The sequence below is a fragment of the Paenibacillus cymbidii genome (genome assembly GCF_004764705.1).
Lineage (GTDB): Bacteria > Bacillota > Bacilli > Paenibacillales > NBRC-103111 > Paenibacillus_AN > Paenibacillus_AN cymbidii.
Genome location: NZ_SHLX01000042.1, coordinates 33,714 through 54,612 on the forward strand (window position 1 = coordinate 33,714; position 20,899 = coordinate 54,612).

18 protein-coding genes are annotated in these 20,899 nt (G+C 59.3%); 10 read left to right on the top strand and 8 right to left on the bottom strand.

Annotated elements, in window-relative coordinates:
• Positions 1 to 28 precede the first annotated feature (28 nt).
• Together EXY20_RS34860 and EXY20_RS34865 are read right to left on the bottom strand one after the other, a co-directional pair.
• Entirely contained in the window at positions 29 to 910 is an 882-nt protein-coding gene (locus tag EXY20_RS34860) for a carbohydrate ABC transporter permease (protein WP_135557048.1), read from the bottom strand.
• A gap of 27 nt (positions 911 to 937) precedes the next feature.
• Positions 938 to 1,834, bottom strand: a complete 897-nt coding sequence (locus EXY20_RS34865) for an ABC transporter permease (RefSeq protein WP_235886343.1) — start codon at positions 1,832 to 1,834, stop codon at positions 938 to 940.
• 235 nt (positions 1,835 to 2,069) lie between these two features.
• Here EXY20_RS34865 and EXY20_RS34870 point away from each other — a divergent pair, with 235 nt between their 5' ends.
• From EXY20_RS34870 to EXY20_RS34885, 4 genes are all read left to right on the top strand, one after another.
• Positions 2,070 to 3,617 carry an extracellular solute-binding protein gene (locus tag EXY20_RS34870; protein ID WP_135557049.1) on the top strand — a complete coding sequence of 516 codons (1,548 nt, stop codon included), beginning with the start codon at positions 2,070 to 2,072 and terminating at the stop codon, positions 3,615 to 3,617.
• 152 nt (positions 3,618 to 3,769) lie between these two features.
• Positions 3,770 to 6,094 (top strand): helix-turn-helix domain-containing protein, encoded by a 2,325-nt coding sequence (locus tag EXY20_RS34875; protein ID WP_135557050.1) that lies wholly within the window; start codon positions 3,770 to 3,772, stop codon positions 6,092 to 6,094.
• A 751-nt stretch (positions 6,095 to 6,845) separates the two neighbouring features.
• The gene (locus EXY20_RS39595; RefSeq protein ID WP_207671385.1) at positions 6,846 to 7,385 is read left to right on the top strand and encodes a hypothetical protein; all 540 of its coding nucleotides are present in this window, start codon (positions 6,846 to 6,848) and stop codon (positions 7,383 to 7,385) included.
• Between the two features lie 109 nt (positions 7,386 to 7,494).
• Positions 7,495 to 8,274 carry a class D sortase gene (locus EXY20_RS34885; RefSeq protein ID WP_135557051.1) on the top strand — a complete coding sequence of 260 codons (780 nt, stop codon included), beginning with the start codon at positions 7,495 to 7,497 and terminating at the stop codon, positions 8,272 to 8,274.
• A 70-nt stretch (positions 8,275 to 8,344) separates the two neighbouring features.
• On the opposite strand, the gene EXY20_RS34890 is transcribed toward EXY20_RS34885, so the two are convergent.
• Positions 8,345 to 9,442, bottom strand: a complete 1,098-nt coding sequence (locus tag EXY20_RS34890) for a DNA alkylation repair protein (RefSeq protein ID WP_135557052.1) — start codon at positions 9,440 to 9,442, stop codon at positions 8,345 to 8,347.
• Between the two features lie 183 nt (positions 9,443 to 9,625).
• Here EXY20_RS34890 and EXY20_RS34895 point away from each other — a divergent pair, with 183 nt between their 5' ends.
• Genes EXY20_RS34895 through EXY20_RS34910 form a run of 4 tightly spaced genes read left to right on the top strand, consistent with a single transcriptional unit; the run spans position 9,626 to position 12,612 of the window.
• The gene (locus tag EXY20_RS34895; RefSeq protein ID WP_135557053.1) at positions 9,626 to 10,207 is read left to right on the top strand and encodes an RNA polymerase sigma factor; all 582 of its coding nucleotides are present in this window, start codon (positions 9,626 to 9,628) and stop codon (positions 10,205 to 10,207) included.
• Entirely contained in the window at positions 10,204 to 10,767 is a 564-nt protein-coding gene (locus EXY20_RS34900; RefSeq protein WP_135557054.1) for an anti-sigma factor family protein, read from the top strand. The genes EXY20_RS34895 and EXY20_RS34900 overlap by 4 nt, the downstream gene beginning before the upstream one ends.
• A complete protein-coding gene (locus EXY20_RS34905) occupies positions 10,760 to 11,944 on the top strand; it encodes a hypothetical protein (protein ID WP_135557055.1) in 1,185 nt (394 codons plus the stop codon). Before EXY20_RS34900 ends, EXY20_RS34905 begins: the two co-directional genes overlap by 8 nt.
• Entirely contained in the window at positions 11,941 to 12,612 is a 672-nt protein-coding gene (locus EXY20_RS34910) for a hypothetical protein (RefSeq protein ID WP_135557056.1), read from the top strand. The genes EXY20_RS34905 and EXY20_RS34910 overlap by 4 nt, the downstream gene beginning before the upstream one ends.
• Positions 12,613 to 12,690: 78 nt before the next feature.
• On the opposite strand, the gene EXY20_RS34915 is transcribed toward EXY20_RS34910, so the two are convergent.
• On the bottom strand, positions 12,691 to 14,217 hold the full coding sequence (locus tag EXY20_RS34915) for an FAD-dependent oxidoreductase (RefSeq protein WP_235886344.1): 1,527 nt from the start codon (positions 14,215 to 14,217) through the stop codon (positions 12,691 to 12,693).
• A gap of 523 nt (positions 14,218 to 14,740) precedes the next feature.
• On the opposite strand from EXY20_RS34915, the gene EXY20_RS34920 reads away from it, so the two are divergent.
• Positions 14,741 to 15,415: a VOC family protein gene (locus EXY20_RS34920; RefSeq protein WP_135557057.1), complete on the top strand. Its 675-nt coding sequence runs from the start codon at positions 14,741 to 14,743 to the stop codon at positions 15,413 to 15,415.
• Here the strand turns inward: EXY20_RS34920 and EXY20_RS34925 are convergent.
• From EXY20_RS34925 to EXY20_RS34935, 3 genes are read right to left on the bottom strand one after another with little or no spacing between them, the layout of a single operon-like run.
• Positions 15,358 to 15,939 (bottom strand): GNAT family N-acetyltransferase, encoded by a 582-nt coding sequence (locus EXY20_RS34925; RefSeq protein WP_135557058.1) that lies wholly within the window; start codon positions 15,937 to 15,939, stop codon positions 15,358 to 15,360. The two genes, EXY20_RS34920 and EXY20_RS34925, sit on opposite strands and share 58 nt — an antisense overlap.
• A gap of 22 nt (positions 15,940 to 15,961) precedes the next feature.
• Entirely contained in the window at positions 15,962 to 16,822 is an 861-nt protein-coding gene (locus tag EXY20_RS34930; protein WP_135557059.1) for a helix-turn-helix domain-containing protein, read from the bottom strand.
• Between the two features lie 49 nt (positions 16,823 to 16,871).
• Positions 16,872 to 18,293 carry a sialate O-acetylesterase gene (locus tag EXY20_RS34935; RefSeq protein WP_167859739.1) on the bottom strand — a complete coding sequence of 474 codons (1,422 nt, stop codon included), beginning with the start codon at positions 18,291 to 18,293 and terminating at the stop codon, positions 16,872 to 16,874.
• Between the two features lie 178 nt (positions 18,294 to 18,471).
• Here EXY20_RS34935 and EXY20_RS34940 point away from each other — a divergent pair, with 178 nt between their 5' ends.
• Complete coding sequence (locus EXY20_RS34940) at positions 18,472 to 19,671, top strand: MFS transporter (protein ID WP_135557061.1); 1,200 nt, start codon at positions 18,472 to 18,474, stop codon at positions 19,669 to 19,671.
• Positions 19,672 to 19,689: 18 nt separating this feature from the next.
• Here EXY20_RS34940 and EXY20_RS34945 read toward each other — a convergent pair whose 3' ends face one another.
• On the bottom strand, positions 19,690 to 20,709 hold the full coding sequence (locus EXY20_RS34945; RefSeq protein ID WP_135557062.1) for an HD-GYP domain-containing protein: 1,020 nt from the start codon (positions 20,707 to 20,709) through the stop codon (positions 19,690 to 19,692).
• Positions 20,710 to 20,899: the final 190 nt, after the last annotated feature.

Here is a 20,899-nt window from a genome sequence, read left to right on the forward strand (position 1 = left end):
GTCCTTTGCGGACCGGGGGTGTTCGGCCTTACCCTTTTACCGAACCGAGCAGCACTCCCTTGGCGAAATGCTTCTGCAGGAACGGGTAGACGAGCAGGATCGGCACGGTGGAGATGACGATGACCGTCATCTTCAGCACTGGCGCGGGCGGAATGGCGAACTCCGCGTCCAGTTGGCTCGAATCGCCGATGCCGGAGCCTTGGGAGAGAATGACGATTTGCCGCAGCCATACCTGGATCGGCCACCAATGCGAATCGTTGATATACAGCACCGCCTGAAAATACGAATTCCAGTGGCCAACCGCATAAAACAGCGAAAAGGTGGCCAGCGCCGGCAACGACAAGGGCAGCACGATGCGGAACAGCACCATGATGTCGTGGCAGCCGTCGATTTTGGCCGCTTCCTCCAGACCTTCGGGCAGTTGTTGGAAAAAGTTTTTGATGACGACCAGGTTGAAGGCGCTGATCAGCCCCGGGACGACGAGCGACAGCGGGCTGTTGATCAGGCCGAACGCCTTGACGATCAGGAACGTCGGAATCATGCCGCCGCTGAACAGCATCGTGAACACGATCAGGAACATGACGGGCCGCCGTCCGTCGAGATCGCGCCGCGCGAGCGGATACGCGGTCGTCACCGTGAACAGCAGGTTGAGCAGCGTGCCGCATACCGTCACGCCGATCGTGACGAGCAGGCTGCGCAGAATCGTCGACGCGGAGAACACGTAACGATACCCGTCCAGCGACCACTGCTCGGGGAAGAAAACAATCTGCTTGCGCAGCAGCTCTTCGGAAGCGGTGAACGAACCGGCAACGATCCAGATAAACGGAATAATGGTCAGTATGCCGAGCACGGCGAGCACCGTCATATTGAGGCCGTCGAACAGACGGGAAAAGGCAGTAGCGCGTTTCATTGCGAATGCACCTCTTTATCCATCATCTTAATACACGCCTTCCTCGCCCAGCCGTCGGCTCAGCGCGTTGGCGCCGGCGACGAGCACGAGGCCGACAACCGATTTGAACAGCCCGACCGCCGTACTGAGGCTATACTGTCCTTGCGTAATGCCGATCGTGTAGACGTACGTGTCGAACACTTCCGCCACCGAGCGGTTCATCGGATTGACCATCAGGAAAATTTGCTCGAAGCCGGTGTCCAGAAAGCTGCCGAGCCGCAAAATGAGCAGAATAACGATCGTGCTGCGGATCGCCGGAAGCGTGATGTGCAGCAGTTGCCGCCACCGGCTGGCTCCGTCGATACGCGCCGCTTCGTACAAGCTCGGGTCGATGCCGGCCAGCGCCGCGAGGAAAATAATCGTCCCCCAGCCGGTTTCCTTCCACACCACTTCGCCGACCGCCAGCGGCCGGAACCAGCCTTCGCTCAGCAGGAACGGGATTTTCTCGAAGCCGGCCGAAACGAGCCATTCGTTCACCATGCCGCCCTCGGTCGTAAAAACCAGTTGGGCGATGCCCGCCACGACGACCCACGAAACGAAGTGCGGCACATAAACCAGCGTTTGGACCGTCCGCTTGAACCATTCTTTCCGCAGCTCGTTTAGCATCAGCGCCAGCACAATCGGCAGCGGGAAAAAGAATACGATGTTGTAAATCGCCAGCACGATCGTATTGCGGAACAGCCGCCAGAACAGCGGATCGCCGAACAGCCGCTCGAAGTGGTCCGTGCCTACCCAAGGGCTGTGCCAAATCCCGTTGAACGGTTGGTATTGTTGAAAAGCGATGATAATGCCCCACATCGGCACGTATTTGAAAGCGATAAAATAAGCCAATCCCGGCAGCAGCAGCAAATACATCCACCGGTTTCTCGTCATTCGGCGCAGCATGGCGACCTCCCCTTCTCTTCTGATCGAACCGAGCGTAACCCGGCGCCGAAAGTGCCGTCTATAATCACTTTCCGCACAGCGGCAGCCGGAGCGCGCAGCGCAAACGCGTCGGAACATGATTATGGACGGCACCGAACCCATCTCCTAGGATGGGAAAAGGAACGGACGGTTGATTGCCCGCAGATGGCCATTCTCCGGTCCGTCCGCAAATACGATTGATCGGGAGGGTTTCTTCATGAGTGCAAGCAAGCGCAAGTGGAACGGCAATACCTGGCGCAGACGGACGGCATTGGCGGCGGTTGTCGTCTCCGTCGCCGGCCTGTCGCTGGCCGGATGCTCGAGCAAGGACAATGCGTCGGGGACAAGCGGTTCGTCCGCTTCCTCCAAACCGGCTGCCCCGGTTACCATCACCATGATGAACACGCTGTGGGTAACCGAATCGCCCAAAACGACGAGCGACGCCATGCAAATCATCCAGAAAACGACAGGCGCCAACCTCGACATCAACTGGGTGCCGGGCGCCACATACACCGACAAGCTGAACGCAACGATCGCATCCGGCGAAATGCCGCAGGTGCTCATGGTCGGCATCCCCTTCGACAAGTCGCCGGGCTTCATCAACGCGGTGCGTTCGGGCATGTTTTGGGAAATCGGGCCGTATTTGAAAGACTACCCGAACCTGAACAAAATGACGGCAAGCATCGTCGCCAACAGCTCTATCGACGGCAAAACGTACGGCATTTACCGCGGCCGGCCGCAAGCGCTTGACGGCGGTCTGATTATCCGCAAGGATTGGCTTGACAAGCTGGGCATGAAGGCGCCGACTACGATCGACGAATGGTACAACACGATGGTCGCGATGAAGACGAAGGATCCGGACGGCAACGGCAAGGAGGACACGGTCGCGTTCGCCGAGCATAACGAAGCCAAGCTGCTGACCTGGGCGATCACGATGTACGGCGGCCCGAACAAGTGGCAGCAGAAGGACGGCAAATTTACGCCCGACTTCATGACGCCGGCTTACAAGCAGGCGATCAATTTCGTCAAGAAGCTGTACGACGAGAAGCTGATGAACCAGGATTTCGCCACGCTGCAGCAGAACCAGAAGAAGGATCTGTTCTTCGGCGGCAAAGCGGCCATGTACGAAGCGGCGGTGTCCGACGCGGCGCTGTCGACCAAGGCGCTCGAGCAGAATCAGGTCGATCTCGTCACCGGCATCAGCGGGCCGGGCGGGCCGAAAATTCCGGCGCAGCCGGGTTATGACGGCTTGTACGTCTTCCCGAAAACGAAAGTGAAAACCGAAGCCGATCTGAAAGCGATCTTGTCCTACTTCGACAAGCTGGCCGGTCCCGAAGTGACCAATCTGCTCAGTTGGGGGATCGAAGGGCAGCATTACAAGATGGACGGCGGCAAGCCGGTGACGACCGAAGCGAAGAAATTCGAGGACGAAATCAACCCGCTTCGCCAGCTCCGCGGCACGTGGGATATTATTTTTCGCACCGGGGCTGAGGGTCTCTCGCCGATTCGCCAGAAAATCAACAAGAGCTACCTCGACAACCAGCCGAACCTGGTCGAAAATCCGGCTTATGCGCTGATTTCCGAAACGTATGTGAGCAAAGGAAACGAGCTGGATCAGTCGATGAAGGATGCCGCGATCAAATACATCATGGGCGCGATCAAGGAAGCCGATCTCGACAAGGCGATCGACTCCTGGCGCAAAGGCGGCGGCGACCAAATCATCAAGGAATACGAAGACGCCTGGGCAAAAGGGCAGAAGAAATAACGAAGCATTCGGCAGCCGGCATTTGGACAATCGTCCGATGCCGGCTGCATTTTATTGTATACAATGTATACGATGCAATGATATAATGCTTTCGTGCCCTTACGGTTTCTCGGCCTTGTTCTTTTATCGCTAGATCTTCGGAGGTGATCGCTTTGCGCAGCTCTTATCGGCTTCGGCTGCTCGTCTTCAGCCTGATGATCAGCATCGTGCCGGTGTTGGTGATGGGCGTGTTTTCGTACCATCGTTCCGCGCAGGACGCGCAGCGGCAATCCGAATCGGGCAACGGCCAGGTGCTTCTGCAGAAGCAGCTCCGTGTGGAGCAGACGCTGCGGGCGATCGATTTTTCGCTGACGCAATTCACTACGACGCCGCTGATTAACAATTCGCTCAACTGGCCGCTGACGCTGCTGCAATTTCGCGATACGGAAGATTTAAAGACGGCGCTGTACCGGCTGCAGACGTTCGAGCTCGGCATCCGCGACATCGTCCTGATCAATTACGACGAGGGCTGGTCGATCAGCAATGCCGGTCTGGAGTTTCACCCGGATGCGACGGAGATGCAGGATCTGCGCGCGTATGCAAGGCAGCCGGCCCCGTCCAGTTGGACTTCGGCGCTTGACGGCCAGACGGACGAATGGTGGCTGGTCAAAAATTTGCCCGTCAACTCGCTGCAGCCGCGCGGCGTCCTGATCGCCAAGATTGGCGCGGACAGCTTGCGCAGGCTCATCTCCACCTCCCGGGACAATGCCGCCACGCTGCTGTTCGACCGGAACGGCAAGCTTATTGCCCAGAACGGCGCCTATGATGACGGCGATCTGTACGAGTCGGTAAGCGCCGCGCTTGCGGATCGAGCCGACTCGGCCGCGCGCTTCGAGCTGCCGTGGCACGATCAAACGATGGTGGTGCAGAGCAGCCCGTCCGCTTTCAATGGATGGCGGTATGTATCCGTGTATTCCATTCAGGAAGTGACCCGCGACGCGAGCCGGATCGCCTGGTTCACCGTCTCCATCTGCACGCTTATGATTGCGGCGATCGCCGGATTCGCTTTCTGGGGAACGCGGGTGATGTACCGGCCGGTGCGGAGGCTGCATGAGGCGCTTGGCTTCGCTGAAACGGGAACATCCGCCGGCGCCGCTTCGCCGGCGGCAGCAGCCGGTTATACGGAGCCGGAGCGCAGGAGAAGGCGGATGATGTGCGACGAAATGAGCGTGTTGTTCGAACGCGCTTCGTCGCTGAACACGAATCAGACCCGGCTTGCCGAACGAATCCGGAAGCAGGCCGGCCATTTGGAGGAATATTTTTTGATGCGCGCTTATCAGGGCCTCGTACGGCCCGCCGATATTACGGAAACGCTCGGCCAGTTCGGGTATTCGCTGGCAAACGAGCGACTTTGCGTCGCTGTCGTGAGGATCGAATCGCTGGAGCATGCCAAGTTTGCGGATTGCGATCTCGATTTGCTGCTGTTTGCCGTCAACAATATGGTGTGCGACATCGTGCCGACCGCTTACCGCTGCAAGCCGATTGCCCACGCAGGTATGCAGGTCACCCTGCTCCGCAGCGCCGGTCTGGACGATCGCACATTCCGCGAGCAACAGGGCGCGATGCTGACGCGCATTCGGGACGAAGTGGCGCGGTTGCTTCATGTCGGCATCAGCATCGGCGTCAGCGCACCGTTCCAGGGGGCCGACGGCATGGCCGCCGCCTATGAGGAAGCGGTGCGCGCCCTGACGTGGCGCATCCGGTTCGGAAGCGGCGCCATCCTGTACTGGGACGATGTGCGCTCCGGACCGAAGGTAGTCGTTTCGCTTCCGGCCGACGCCGAGAGGCGGCTGTTCGAAGCGGTTCGGCAAGCCGATGCAGGCGAGGCGTCCACGGCGCTGCGGGAGTGCCTCGGCGCCATCTACCAGGAGTCGGCCGAGGTCGGCCGCCAGCGGCTTTGCGCCGCGCAGCTGCTGGCCGGCCTGCTTCGCGTCGTGCAGGAATCCGGCGAAACGGCCGATTCGTTCCCGCCGCTGCAAGCCAACTTGTACGATCAGCTGTTCCAGCTGACGAGCGCCCAGGAAATCGAACGGTGGTTTTTTCGAGCCGTGATCGCGCCGGCGATCGCCCGGTTGCGGGAACGCCAGGAGGATCATTACGCCCAGATCGTGCGCCAAGTGATGACATTCGTGCAGGAGGAGGCAGCCGAGCAAATTACGCTCGAAGAATGCGCGCAGCGGCTCAGTTACCATCCCGACTATGTCAGCCGGGTGTTCCGTTCCCGCACGGGAAAAAACTTCACCGACTACGTCTCGGATTACCGGATGAGTACGGCGCGCCGGCTGCTGCGCGAAACCGACCTGCAGGTGCAGGCGGTAGCGGCCCGAATCGGTTACACGAACTCGCAAAACTTTATCCGCCACTTTCGCAAAATGGTCGGCATGACTCCGGGCCAATACCGCGAACTGGATCGGCCGGCTGCATCCAAACGAGCGTAAGCGGCCGATCCTGCACCTCGCTCGGCGCTGCCCCCTCCGATCCGGTTTCATTCGGATCATTTTTTTGTTGACACGATACTATTTGTATCATATTATTGTTTTAGATACATTATGTATCTATCAGATCAGCTAAGTGTAGGCTCTATTGTGAAATAAGCCCTGTTTTATTGCCTATTCCGTAATAATGGACCGGTATTCGCGAAATAGCCAGTCTTTTCACTGGCTATTCGGCAGCAAATTCGATTTTCCGGCGATCTGGGCTACAATAGCCAGTGTTTTCGCTGGCTATTTCCATCAAGACGAGTAAAACGGTGCGAATAAGCCATTTTTTATGGGCTATTTCGTTGGGGAGACATGCAACGCCAAAGAAAACCGCCATTTATTAAGCAAAAATGACGCCGATGCCCAAACTGGCACCGAACCCTTCTTTGCTGACTGAAAAGTTGCTGTTTTGCCCATGTTTGTTGATTAGTCACCATTCCAGTTGTCCCACCAAGAATATTTTCCCGGCGTTACTGCTGTCTGATCATCGGTCAGGCTTCTTCAACTTCATCCACAACGATACATATTGTATCAATCAATAATTCCTTTAAGGAGGCAGTAAACAAATGAAAGCAGCAAGCAAAAAAATGGTTGCCATCGCGCTGCCGGCTCTGTTGTTCTGGTTCCTGTCGGGCTTCGCATCGCACGACACGGCCGCCGCATCTGCGGCCAGCGCCATGGCGAACGGACAGATCGTAGTAGCCTGCGGATGCCCGACACCTACTCCGACGCCAACACCGGAACCGACGCCTACTCCGACACCGGAACCTACTCCGACTCCGACGCCGACACCGACTCCGACACCGACACCGTCACCGACACCGACTCCGACACCGACTCCGACACCGACTCCGACTCCGACACCGACACCGACACCGACGCCGACACCGGAACCAACGCCGGAACCAACACCAGAACCAACACCAGAACCGACTCCGACTCCAACACCGACTCCAACACCGACACCTACGCCGACACCATCGCCGTCGCCTACGCCTACAACATCGCCGACTCCGACACCATCGCCAACGCCTGCACCAACGCCGACACCTACACCATCGCCGACACCTACACCATCGCCGACACCTACACCATCGCCGACACCTACACCATCGCCGACGCCTACACCGACTCCGACACCATCGCCGTCGGTCGCACCAACACCAACACCGTCACCGCCGGCGCCGTCCGACACGCCGATGCCGAGCCCGGATCAGCAGCGCACCGTGAAGCTGCCGGACACGGCTGAACCGTGGTACAACATCCTGCTGTTCGGCTTCATCGGCGCCGTATTCTCCGCCATCGTCGCCTTGTGGCGCGTGCAGACGTTCCGTCGCAAATAAGCGGCGCAAGCGCCTATGAGAGCGAGAACAAGAACCGGCAGAAGCGCAGCGGCCAAACGCAAAACGTACAGCATCGCCGTCGCCGGCATCGTATTTGTCCTTTCCGTTGCCGTGATGGTTTATGCTTACCACCGCATTCGCTCGGCCGGCGCCGCCGCCGACCGGGCCTTGCTCGAATGGGACAGGCGGCAGTTGAGCGCGCCGCTTCCGGAGCCGCTGCCTGCCGTCCCGCTGGAGGACATCGCGCCGTTCGCGGAAACGATATTCCGGCAGTCGGCACAGCCCAGCCGGCCGGAGCCGCCGGAAACGGAACGGAATCCGTTGCCGGAGTCGGAGCTGCAGCCAAAAGCAACCTTAGCCGCCAACGGCGACGAACAACCGCCGCCCAAGAAGCGGCCAACCACAGGGGAGGTGATCGGAAAAGTCGTTATTCCCAAGCTCGATCTGGCCTATGCGATCATTGAAGGAACGGATTTGCCTCAGTTGGCGCGCGGCGTTGGCCACTACGCGGAGAGCGTGCTCCCCGGCGGCACCGGATATACTGTGCTTGCCGGCCATCGCGACAGCGTATTCCGCCGGCTGGGGGAAATGAAGGAAGGGGATGAAATCCAAGTCGAAACGACCGAAGGCGCGTACACGTACCGCGTCACCGGTTCGGAGATCGTCGACCAGGACAGCCGAAGCGTCCCGCTCGACAGCGACAAACAAATGCTGACGCTCATTACCTGTTACCCGTTCTATTACGTCGGCAACGCGCCGAAACGATTCATTCTGTACGCGGAGCAGCTTCCCTGAGCCTTGGCCCGGGTATTGCCTTGGCCTTGGCCCAAGCCTGAGCGAGGAAGAGGCTCCGCGTTCTTCCCTTTTACCCCGCCGTCACCGCAAAAACAAGCGCCCCCGCTTCCTCGCCGTTCACCAGCAGCGTCAACCGATGCTCGCCTTCGTAGTGCTTCCGCGTCGTCATGTCGCGAAACGACTGCGTCTTCGCCGCCGCCACGCGCCCGCCGCTGTCGCACCAGCGCTCCGCCGCCATAAACACCTTGCGCGACAGCTTGCCGTTCGCCTTGCGATAATCGACCGCATACTCGATGCGCAGCTTGCGGCCCGCGTCGCCGTCGTTGCGCACCGCGAAGCGAAACGCGAGCGTCTCGCCGATAGCTACCTCCGCCCGCTCCAACTCGAACTGCTCCACCGCGATCGTCCCGCCGCCGGACGCAAACCCGAACAGCGCCAGCGCCTCCGCATGGCCGCGCCTCAGCAGCGTGCGGCAGCCGTGCCGCACGATCCAATCGGTGCGCTCGCTCTGTCCGAGCCAGCGCTGCGCAAGCGCAAGCACAACATCGGGATGATCCTTGGCGATGTCGTTCAAATTGTTGGCCACACTCTTGCGCACATACTCGGACGGGTCGTCCTTAAGTCGCTCGAGAATCGGCAGCACCGGCCCCGGATCTCGCTGAAACAGCTTCAGCGCCATCCCCCACGGCAGCCGCGGCCGACAGCCTTCGCTCGCGAGCCGCCGGACGTGATGGTTGTCATTGCCGGCCCAGACTAACATGCGCGCCATCGTCTCCTCCGGGTACCGGACGATAAACGGCCGCACCGCAAACTCGGAAGTCGAATGCTGCGTGAACAACGCAAGCGCCGCAAGGCTCGCCTCCCAATCCTCCAACCCATATAGTTCCGCATAATCGGGGAACACGATATTTTCCAGCCCCCGGCCCGGCAGTCTCGGTATTGCCCGCTGCAGAATCGCCAGCGCTTCCCGGTACTCCCCCGGCAGGAAACGATGCATGCATCCGGTAATATGCCGCATCCGCTGCTTCAATTCCCGTTCCTCCCACGCTTCGTCCAGCACCGCTTGCGCGAACGCCGCGGCGTCGAACGCGGGATACTCCGCCAGCAGCGCGCTTCCGAGCTGCCCCACATACGCTTCGTTGTACAAATATTTCAATGGCTCCGCCATCCTGCTCCACTCCCGCTCCGCTGCAAAAGTCACACTTCCCCATTATACCCCATTTTCGCAAAAGAGAACAAGAGTTCGCCACTCGTCCTCCCGCGATACACTTCCCTGGAACCATCCGAACCCGCGCCAAAAATATTTTTGCAAAACATGCAGTGGTTTGTCCCGAAACGCGCGTCTATTGTCATGGGGAAGGAGGAGAGGAACATTCGGGACGAAGATGCCATCCGGCTGACGCTCGCCGGCAACGCCGACGCATTCCGCGCCATAATCGAAGCCTATCAATCGCATGTATACCGCGCTGCGCTGGCCGTGCTGGGCAACCCGAAGGACGCGGAGGACGCCGCGCAAGAGGCGTTCGTCAAACTCTACTTCTCTCTTCCGGGCTACCAGGGCCAAGGGTTCAAAACCTGGCTCACCCGCATTGCCGTCAACACCGCCATCGATCACCGCCGCAAGCTGGGGCGCCGCAAGGAGACGCTGTACCAGGTCGAAGCGCACGATGAATCGCTTCCCTACGATGAATCGCAAGCGCCGGAATCGGTCGAGGAAGATTTGCTGCGCAAGGAGCGCGGACGGTTGATTGCGCGTTATTTGAACGAAATGCCGGCCAGCCATCGCGAAATCGTCGTCGCTTTCTATATGCAGGACAAGTCGCAGCGGCAAATCGCCGCCGAACAAGGCATCGAGCTGAAGACGGTCGAATCGAAGCTGTACAGAGCCCGCAGCTGGATGAGAAAACATTGGAAGGAGGACGATTTCCGATGAATGGATGCAAAGCGATCCCGATCCCGGCCGAAGAATGGCGCGCTTATCGCGAAGGCAAGCTGGAGGCGGAGCGCCGGGACGAGTTGGAAGAGCATCTGTACGGCTGCGACGAATGCTTGCAGCGGTTCATGAACGAGCTCGAAACGCAACCGGCGCCCGAAACCGGCCGCGAGCCGGCACGCGCGCAGCCGGTCGGCGCAGGCTTCGCCGATCGCGTCATGCTCGCCATCGCGCAAGCGAGCCCCGCCGAACAAGCCGCGGGCGCCGCGGCAACGAAGGCCGCTCATCCGGCGCGGCATCGTCCGTACAATCCGGCAGGCCGCCGCCCCGTTTCGCCGCTGAGGAGAACGCTGGTGCAGTATGCGATTGCAGCCGCCATCACTATCTTGCTCATGGCATCCGGCGTCTTCCGCCATATCGGCGAACGCGTCGATCAGTTCGATTCGGCGGCAAAATCGGACCGCCAGGAAGAATCGTTCTCCGAGCGGCTGCTGGTCAAAACGACAGCCGTGCTCGACAATATCCATACCCGCACCGAAGGAGGAGCCCCGCGTGAATAAAAATCCGCTGATCGCGTTCCTGTTATCGTTTATCCCCGGCCTGGGCCATCTGTACTGGGGCCGCCCGATCCGCGCCGTGTTGTATGGCGGCGGCTTCTTCGGACCGCTTGCCCTGCTGCTGTTCGCCGCGATCGTCAACAACCTGCCTCCGGACGATCTGGCCGTGTTTATGCTGCTCGTTTCGCTCGCGTTCGGAGTCGTCAACATGCTGGACATGATCGTTTCGCTGCTTTCGCCCGGACGCGGGAACGGACACGGCTATCGCCAGCGCCACGCCTACGCGAGCCACGTCGAACAGACAGACGATTTGTCGGCCGCCGTGATCGCCGCCCGGATGGAAGAGGAAGATCCGCACGCCGCCGAACGTCTGCGCGCCGAGCTGGACTATCGCCATCACAACGAACGCTTCTTCACCATCGTGCTGTCGTTCATTCCCGGGCTCGCCCACTTCCAGCTCGGGTTGATGCAGCGCGGCCTGACCTTCCTGCTCAGCTTCTTCGGGCTGTTCGCAATGACCGTTTTCGTCAGCTACGTAACGCATGTCGACGGCTTCTTCATTTTCCTGCTGGCGCTGCCCGTCATCATGTTCTACGGCCTGTTCGACGCCGTGCAGTTGCAGTCCCGCAAGCAGCGGGGCGAAACGCTCGTGGACCGAACGTTGTTCGAGGACCTCGACCGCACGCGCGAAGACGGCCGCAAGAGCAAAATCGTCGCATTGACATTGTCGATTTTCCCCGGCGCGGGTCATCTGTACCTCGGCTTGCAGAAGCGCGGCCTGCAGTTGATGGCGGCTTTTCTGCTGGCGATTTACCTGATGGACGCGCTGCGGTTGACGCTGTTCATGTTCGTTATTCCGATCTTGTGGTTTTTCAGCCTGTTTGACGCCATGCAGCACGTATCGAGGCAAGAGGAGGAAGAACTGAAGGATGTCCCTTTGGTGAACGGACTGATGAATTATCAAAAATGGGTCGGCATCGCGCTCCTGGCGCTAGGCGCATATTATTTGCTCGATGGGGCGGTATTGCGGCTGATCGACCAGGCGTATCCGGAATGGCGGCTGTCCTACTGGTTTGACCGTTATGCGCAAATTATCGTCGTGTCGGTGCTGTTCATTCTCGGCGGATTGAAGCTGATGCTGGGCAGCAAGTCGGCCAAACGAGGGGAGGAATCGCCATGAAACGCTGGCGGGTAGGGACCATGTCCATGGGGTTGTCGCTGATCATGGCCGGCATGGCGCTGTTCGGCTCGACCTGGAACGGCTGGTCCGCTTTTGATGCGCTGATCCGCTGGTGGCCGGTCATCTTCATTCTGCTTGGCCTGGAGTTGCTGCTGTTCGTCGCGCTTTCGCGCGGGGAGCGGCCGGTCGTCTATTACGACGTGTTCAGCATCCTGTTCGTCGGCGTGCTGCTGATCGCGTGCCTCGGCTATGCGCTGGCGGCTTCAACGGGGCTGGCGGCGGAAATCCGCTATGCAATCGGCAGCGAAGAGCGCACCGTCGAGTGGCCCGCGCTGGAGCAGCCGCTGCCGGCCGGCGTCGACCGGATCGTCGTGCAAGTTGCAGGGATGCTGCCGCGGATCGACACCGTCGCCACCCATGAGGTGCACATCTTCGGCAGCTACCGCGCCCAATTCCAAGGCGGAAAAGAACAAACGCCGATGACCGGCGATGCGGCCACCTTGCGGACCGTCGGCAATACACTGTACATCTCCCTCAAACAGCCTCCGGAGCGCAACGGGTGGAACCGGTCTTACTCCTATCCGTCGATCACGGTGGCGCTGCCGAACGACGTGCCGATCGAGCTGCGGGGAGCGAACAACCAGCCCATCGAATGGCAGAACGGATAACAGACGACGGCCGGAACGATACAGAACCCTCCTTCACGGAGGGTTTTTCGCTTTTGCCGGATGGATCGGCCCCGGGCGTTACTTGATCCGCGACGCCTCCCGGGTGTACAGCTCCCTGTTCCCGGCGTCCGCTTCGTCGAGTTTGTTTTTCCCTTGTACGCCCGTAACCGTAATGCCTTTTGACAGCAACGTCTTCTGGAACTCCGCCATCTGTTGATCGGTAAGACCGGTGAGAGGAAGTTTGCCTTTCTCCAAATAGCCGAGCAAATAACCGATTGCCTCGCCGGCAATCGACGTATTCTGCTGAATGCGGGCGCTTCCGTAAGCGATGCCGGCGGCTCCTGCATTTTTGCCCGCGACGATGACGTTGGCGTATCCCTTCGGGAGAAAAGCGCGCAGCGGCATGCCATATTTGTCCGGATGTCCCATTTCTCTGCCCCAGACGGAGTGCTGCGTCCCCTGCAGATCCAGCTTGTAGCCGGCAATGCTCACATTGTCCGGAAACATGCGGCCGCTCATCAGATCGGTTGCCCGAAGCACATACTCGGTTTCGTACCGGTCATAATCCCGTACGTATAAGTAATTGGGATAGCCGTTCAGCTCGGCCTTTTCCCATCCCGGCAGCTCTTGACGAAGATGCTGCAAAATCAGCCCGGACTCGCGCTTGCCCAGCTCCAGCGCCTGACGGATCGATTCCGGATCGGAAGGATCGACATTGTACACCAGCAAGGCGTTGATCAGCGCTTCGCCGTTCAACTGGTTAACCGCATTCAAGCCGCGGAGAAATACTTGCGGGCTTGTCGGCTTGTACCTTCCTCCGACATCTCCGAAGCCCCAGGTGAACATATCCGTCACAGTGGTCGTTTTCCCGTACTTCGATTCGCGCTCATCATTGCCGAGCTTGTTCACTTCCAGCTTGAATGTCGCCCAGTCCACGTTCTTGAACTTCATCATCAGCGATGAAGCCATGTAGTCCTTGTCGCCGCCGAATACCACTTCAACGCCGGGGAGGCGATTCAGGCCGAGCTTGCTCGATAAAGCGGCAAAATCGCTATTTTCCACCCAGTATTTCGCGGAAATCGTTTGGGCTTGTCCGTTTGGGGTCCGGTAGTGTAGCGACTGGATTCGTTTTTTCGCGGTTGCCGGGTCGGTGCCGAAATCCACAGAAGCAACGGTGATGCCGGACTCGATCGGAATTCCCTCCAGCAGCTTCCCGTAATAGCTCCGAAACTCGGGCGCTTTGCGGATCGTGCCTTTTTTGTAAGCGTCGAACAACTCCTTGACCTTGCCTTGCAGCAAGGAGTGGCCTTCGCCATCCTGCACTTCGTCGAGAAAATGCATTTCCCCTTGGATGAGCTGGCCTCCCGGTTCGTCCCGCGGATCCAATATGACGACCGACAAACCGGCTTCTTTGGCAGCGTTAGCCAAATAAACCCCTTCAATCTCGGAGCCGATCAGCACGACATCCATGCTTCGCGAATCGGTGGGAACCGCACTTGCCATCGGTTCCGATTCCCGCTCCTCCCTGCACCCGGCCAGCAGCAGCGCGGCAAAAATAATAAGCAGCGCCGAAACCTGCCGACGTCCTTTTGCAAACTGAATCATCCTTACGCTGATCTCCTCTGCTACATCGAATCATGCGAATAATAGGAAATTCGCCACAAGAACCGGAAATCCTTGCATTATTGTTCCGTTCCCTGCATGATGATGGAAATGCATCAACACGATGAGGGGGGTAACCATGTATTTGGCGCGACCGCTAAATGACGAAGGTCGAGTTGATGGGGTACGATCGTTGAACGAATGAAATAGCCCATAAAAAATGGCTTATTTGCCGTATTTGACCCGTTGCATCGAAAATAGCCAGTGAAAACATGGCTTATTCGCACCAAGTCACCCTGTTTTCGGTGACCTTTAACCGAATAGCCAGCGAAATCATGGCCTATTTTGTAGAGGCGGCCCATTTTTCATTAAATAGGCCATGAATAATGACTTATTTCAAAAAAGACCGCCGAGTCATAGACCATTTGGAAGTTTTGTTGGGAAACATACATTCAAATTAGCGGAAATGGAGTGGATTTTCGTGCGAATAGACGGGGTAAAGCTGCTCACAGGAGAGTTGGATCGATTGAAACGTTACTACGTACTTGATCTTGGGTTGCCGCTGCTGGCCGAATTGCAGGATTCGTTTACGGTAAAGGCAGGCCAATCATCCTTAACTTTCGAACAGACATCGGACCGCGGACGACGCCCCTTTTACCATTTCGCTTTCGACATTCCGGAAAATAAAATCGACGAAGCCGTAAGCTGGCTGAACGGCAGAGGGGTTCATCTGAATTTGTTGCCCAACAACTCGTATCGGATTTACTCGAAAAGCTGGCATGCTACATCCATCTATTTTTATGACCCTGCGGAAAATATTGTCGAGCTAATCGCCAGACACTCCTTGGCAAATAAAACCGATACTCCCTTCTCCGCAGAACATTTATTGAATATTAGCGAAATCGGGCTCGCCGTGAAAGATGTTCCAGGAACCATAAAGTTGCTGCAAACCAGCCTTCTGATCGAATTCTATAAGGATCGGAATGACACGTTTGCTGCTGTGGGGGACGAAGAGGGGTTGTTGATTTTGTCCGCTTGCAGGAGAGTCTGGCTGGGATCCAACAAACAAGCAGCCATATTCCCAACAGCAATTTCGATTAGCGGAATACCCGGCGGCGTCTATTCCTTGGAGGAAGGTTACCCTTATCGCATTACCGACAACGCGCCTCCATCCTCCCATTCTCCCTGCACCACGCCATAGTACACCAAGTCCGCGAAGCTGCCGTCTTTCCAAATATGCTGCGAAAACGTGCCTTCGTGCTTCATCCCGAGTTTGGCCATAACCCGGGAAGAGGCCGGATTGGACGTCATCGCGGCGGCGAAGATCCGGTTCAGCTTCAGCTCGCCGAAGCCATACCGCACTACGGCTCGCGCGGCTTCCGTCGCATAGCCCCGCCCCCAGAACGGCCGGCCGATCCAATAGGCCAGCTCGGCGTGGCGATGCGCCCCGTTGACGCGCAAGCTCACACAGCCCGCCAACTCGCCGGTTTCCCGCGACAACGGCGGCACTTTCGCCTCCACGGCGAACGCATGAATGCTCCCGCTCGCATAAACTTGCCGCGTCCGCTCGATCCACGCTTCCGCCGCCCCGTCCGGGTACGGGTGCGGGATGGACAGCGTCGTTCGCGCCACTTCCGCGGCGCCGGCCAGCCGTTGCACCTCCGGCGCATCCGCCAATTCGAACAACCGGAGCGCGAGTCGCTCCGTTTCCAACCTCGGCGTCATCGCCCCCCGCCCCCTTCTTTCCTTACGGCTCTCCGTCGTAGCGCCATTTCTCCTGCGCATATTTGCGATGCGCCGTCGGGCTGACGCCGAAGAACGCCCGGAACCGCCGGGTAAAATAAAACGGCGACTCGAACCCGACCTCCGTCGCGATATCGCCGATCGGCCGGCCGGTCAGCTCCAGCAGCTTGGCCGCTTTCTGCAGCCGCATGGCAAGCAGCGTGTCCATCACGCCTTTGCCGACCTGCAGCTTGAACAGATGGCCGAGCCGCGATTCCGACAGCGACACCATGGCCGCCAAGTCGGCCAGCGTATGCTTGTCCGCAAGCCGTTCGGCAAAATAATGCAGCACCTCTTCGACCCGCTCGTCATAGACGTTCATGCGGCTCTTCGCGTGTTCACGGTACAGGATCGCGAGAATTTCCGCCAGCGCGATACGCGCGAGCTCCTCGTTCAACTTGTTCATGCTGCGGCAATCGGCGATCAGTCTGGTGAAAGCGCCCTCGATCCGCCCCCGCGACTCGAGATCGCCGATTCGCATATAGATGAGCTGACCCGCCAGCCGCGGCAGCTGCAGCCAGCGAGTCCATTCCGGCTGGGGCAGAAAATGCACCCACTGCAGCTCCCACGTCTTGCCCTCCGGCGTCGCATAATGATGCGGCGTGCCCGGCGGCAAAATGACGGCGTCTCCGGGCCCGGACAATTGCACCTCCTGGTCGATGCGGAACGCGCCTTCGCCCGAAACGGTGTAGATCAGCAGCCAGTCCTTCGTCCCGTGAGGCCGACGGCCGTAATACCCGTACGACTCGACAAAATGGCTCGCATACAACGGTCCCAGCGGCGGCGACATGGTGTCCGGCAGCTGGTGATACAAATACGGATTCATCGGCCGTCCCTCCGTCCGTTCGGGCAGCGCCCCGCTTGTTACTCGCTTGCTACTTCACCGCTACGCCGTAGAAGGCGAGCATCGGCAAATACGTCGCCGTATCGAGCGGCAGACGCGTCACCGGCGGGTTCGCTTCATAGGCCGCATGCACGAACGTAAGTCCGGCCGTCTCCCGGCCGAGCGTCAGCTCGATTTCGTTGCGGCCGGTAATGCGCCACCGGCTTACTTCCACCGCGCCTTCCGCATCCTCCACGGCGAATACCCGCTCCTGCGGGGCACCAATCAGCCGCAGCACCTCGACGACGTTGTTGAAGCGCAGCGCAATCGTGCGCAGCCCGTCGCGGTCGACAAGGCCGTACGTCGCCTCCGCAATCGTCGGCGCCAGATAAGCCGTCCCGCGCCCGTACAGCACCGCCAGCGCCGCATGCGCCGTTCGTTCGCCGATCGTCATATTGCCGGCCGGGCTGTTGTGAATATTGTCCGACAGCGGACAATCGAGCGCCGGCACGACATACACGCCGTCCATCGTTTCGGCGGCCCGTCGCTGCGCGTCGCGCACCTTGCCCCAGGAACGGTCGTTCTCATCCGTGCCGGGCGCCCACGTATGGCGGTTCAACTGCACCGTAAACACCGGCAGCCCTGCATCGCCAAGATCGCGGCGCCAATGCAAGACGAAGCTGCGGAAGCGGTCCAGATACGTGTCCGCTGCGTCCGGGGCGCAATCGGACTCGCCCTGGTACCACAGCATGCCTCGCACCTTACCGCCGGCGGCGGCAATAATATTCATCATGTTCCGGTACAGATCGCCGTCTTCGTCCGGGTTCCACTTCCGCAGCGGCGACCCGCCGAGCGCTGTCATCAGCAGCCCGATCGGATAGCCGGCTTCCCGCTTCACCAGCTTCGCAAAGGCCAGATAAGGCGAATGGCCCGGATTGGCCGTTTCCCGGTTCGCGGGATGAACTGTGGCGGTCGATTCGTTGAATGGATGCGACGCCAAATCCCAGCGCCCGTTATGGCGCATCAGATGAATGCCGAGCTCCGGCGCGTCCTGGTGCGGGCCGCGGCCGTAGCCGGCGGCATTGCTTTGGCCGGCAATGACGAACAGATCGCCGACGCCGATATGGTGAATCATGTCGCCGCGCAGCGCCCAAGTAATATCGGTCATGCGATGATCCGGCTGGAGACACGTTTCCACCCGGTACAGCCCGCCCGCGGGAATACGTTCAAGCACCGTGCGCCAGCCGCGATCCGGCAGCATCTCGCAGCGCTGCCACGGCATAACCGCGCTTCCGTCCTCTTCGCGCACCACGCGCGCGTAAACGGCCGGCTCCTGCGGCTCCTTCTGATCCGCCGGCGACCAGACGCCGGCAAGCGCAATCGCGCCGAACCCTTGCTCCTGCTGGATGATGGCCCATGCCTGCGGCCCTTGCGCAATAACGACGCCGAACGACGCCGTATGGTGGTCCCCCATGATATCTTGCCGCCCCTTTTCCCTGTCCGAACGAGTCCGCATTCGGGTATTGTCCACCCAATTGCGTACAATATAACACATTCCACCAGTCGACACTACTGTACATCGGGCAAGAACCTTGATATGTTAAGAAAGGCTTTGCAACTTGCACATTCTGCCTTACGAAATGGAGTTTGCCATGAATCGCCTGCTTTGGATGGGATGTTTCTCTTACTTGTTGATCGGCTTCGCTCACGTGATTGTCGGCTCGCTGATGACCGACCTTTTGCATCATTACGACCTGACTTACAAATACGGCGGAACGCTCGTCTTCGCCCAGTTCGGCGGCTTCCTGATCGGCGTGCTGGGCACGCCGCTGGCAACGAAGCGCCTCGGCATCAAGAACACGCTGCTGCTCGCCACCGTCGTCCTCTGTGCGGCAGAGGCGGTGTACGGCTCATTGCCCGCATGGCCGCTGATGATGGCGGTGGCTCCCGCAGCCGGGTTCGGCTTCGGCATCGTCGAAACCGTCGTCGGTTCGGTCATCATCGACGTCATCCAGACACGCAAGGCAGTCGCGATGAGCCGGCTCGAAGTGTGCTTCGGGCTGGGCGCCCTGCTCATGCCGCTGGCCGCGGGCGGGTTCATTGCCGCCGGTATCTGGCAATGGGCTTTCGTTACGCTTTCCGCGCTCTCGCTGGCCGTGGCCGTCGCCTGGTGGCGAATGCCGTTCCATGCCGTGAACCAGGCGCTGCGCGAAGCGAAGCAGCAGGCCGCCGCGGCGCACCCCGGGCCTGCGGCGGGCAGCAAGCAACAAAGCCGCGCTTCGGGAAGAAGCCGGCTGATTGCGCTGCTGGTGCTGTTTTTTGCCGTCTACGTCGGGCTGGAGATGGGGCTGGTCAACTTCCTGCCATCCATGCTCGAAGAATCGTACGGCTTGACCGGTACGTCCGCCCTGCTGGGCGTGACGCTGTTCTGGCTGACCATGTCGATCGGCCGCCTGTTCGCCGGCCTGCTTGCCGAGCGCTACACGTATGCGCGCTACTTGCTGGTCAGCTGCGGCGGCTCCTTTGCGCTGGCGCTGATCTTCGCCGCGTCCGGTCAGGCCGCGCTGGCGCTTGTCGCCGTGCTGCTGCTCGGCCTGGCCATGTCCGGCATCTTCTCGATTGCGCTCATCTTCGCCAATGCCGCGCTCCCCGGCTCCACCGAGCGTACGACGAGCACGCTGATCGCCTCGGGAGGTGTCGGAGGCGCCGTATTGCCGCTGCTCACCGGCTGGAGCATGGACACCTTCGATACGAGCGCAACCAAGTGGCTGCTGGCCGCGCTGTTCGCCGTCATGCTGCTCTTGTTTACGGTCGTTTCACGCTTGCGCGGGCCGGCGGGAAGCAAGTCGTAATAGCGCTTTCACCATCGATTAGCCGATGACTCGTTCCATATTCACATCGTCCATTTTGCTCAGGTCGATGAACTCATTGCCGGTAAAGACGACCGGTTTGGCAAAATTGTGCGGATTGACCATCACAATCCGGCCTTGCCGTCCGTCCGACAGCATCGTTTCGTTGCCGACCAGCGAGTTCATGATCTTGTTGATCAGCAGCGTCGTGATCGTCGGGTCGAGCTTGCCGAATGCGTTGCGGTGCATTTCGCCGAGCACCTTGTAGAACGGCACCGCCTCGTGATAGGCGCGATCCGACGTCATCGCGTGGAACACGTCGGCGACCGCGACAATGCGCGAGAACAGCTCGATTTCATCGCCCTTCAGACCGTGCGGGTAGCCGCTGCCGTCCATCCGCTCGTGATGCTGCAGCGCAACCAGCGCCTGGCGGTGCGAAATGCCGACCGTGTTCGTCAGCAGCTCATAGCCGTACCACGTATGCTCCTTCATGGTTTCGAATTCTTCTTCCGTATACGGACCCGGTTTATTCAGAATATGCAGCGGTATCTTGATTTTGCCGATGTCGTGCAGCGTGGCCGCGATCGTCAGCGACGTCAAATTCGCTTCGCTCAGCTTCAACCACTTGCCGATCATCGCTGAGATCACGCCGACCGCGATGTTGTGTCGATATGTATAGTCGTCCTTGGCCTGCAATTCGTTAAGCAAGCTGAAGATGCTTCCATTCTCCGCCGCCTGGTGAATCGCGGGAATCACCCGCTTGCGCACCTCGATCAGCGGAATCCGCCGCAAGTGGTGCGTCTCGCGAAAAATTTGCCGAATCTGCTCTATCGCTTCTTCGACAATGTGGCTGGCCTCCAATCCCTTCGAATCGTGAACGTCATTCGCTGTGAGCCCGCTGTTCCGCACCGCCAATTTGTGCAGATGCTCCTCCCTAAGCACCGTATACGCGGGCAATACAAGCACTCCGCTAGGGCTGAACAAATCCCGCTTCAGCCGTTGACCGACCAAATGTTCCATTTCGTGAGGTTTATTTCTCATAAGAACCTCCTCCATTTTGATAACATTCGATTCGTGGATGCCCCCTTGAATGACAAAATGACCAATGCCTGTAAATAATATAGGCGATTGTCCGTGAAAAGTTTAGCAAACGGTGTTGTCGAATTGCGTTATTTTCAAAATAATCCCAACCTGTCTCACCGCCGGCGAGCCTACTCGCTTCAGCCGGATC